At 63.0% G+C, this 772-nt stretch carries 1 protein-coding gene; it reads right to left on the bottom strand.

Features of this window, described 5'->3' with window-relative positions:
* Positions 1-84: 84 nt before the first annotated feature.
* Positions 85-772: acetaldehyde dehydrogenase (acetylating) (locus tag M3I53_RS38005; protein WP_254320819.1), on the bottom strand; the 688-nt coding region annotated here is incomplete at its 5' end.

Here is a 772-nt window from a genome sequence, read left to right as displayed (position 1 = left end):
TTCTGGATCGAGTACTGATGGCGGATGGCGTGGCTGCCGTCGCGCAGCGTCACGTCGGAGATATAGAGTTTCTTGCTCATGGTCTTATCCCTCCACGCTCAGAAGCGTCTGCGCCATGCGTTCGGCGGTGGCGAGCGCGGCGGAAGTCATGATGTCGAGATTGCCTGCGTAAGCGGGCAGATAATGCGCGGCGCCTTCCACTTCGAGGAACACCGAAGTCTTCAGGCCGCTGAACCTGCCGAGGCCCGGGATATTCAAGGGCGCGTTCGCGGGGATCTCGTCGAACTGCACCTTCTGCTTCAGGCGATATCCCGGCACGTAGGCGTGCACCTTCGCGACCATCTCTTCGATGGACTGCTCGACCTTCTCGCGGTCGGCCATTTCAGAAAGCGTATAGACCGTGTCGCGCATCATGACGGGCGGTTCGGCCGGATTCAGCACGATGATGGCCTTGCCCTTCGCCGCACCGCCCACCACTTCGATCGCCTTCGACGTCGTCTCGGTGAATTCGTCGATGTTGGCCCGCGTGCCGGGGCCCGCCGACTTGCTGCTGATCGAGGCGACGATTTCCGCGTAGTGGACCTTCGCGACGCGCGACACGGCCGCAACCATCGGAATCGTGGCCTGGCCGCCGCACGTCACCATGTTGACGTTCGTCGCTTCGATGTGTGCGTCGAGGTTCACGACCGGCACGCAGTACGGGCCGATGGCTGCGGGCGTAAGGTCGATCATGCGGATCGACGGCTTGAGCGTGCGCAGCAGCGCGTCGTTC

This window comes from Paraburkholderia sp. CNPSo 3272, assembly GCF_024206495.1.
Taxonomy (GTDB): Bacteria; Pseudomonadota; Gammaproteobacteria; order Burkholderiales; family Burkholderiaceae; genus Paraburkholderia.
The sequence above is the reverse complement of the archived record's forward strand: the minus strand, read 5'-3'. Positions and strand labels throughout refer to the sequence as shown.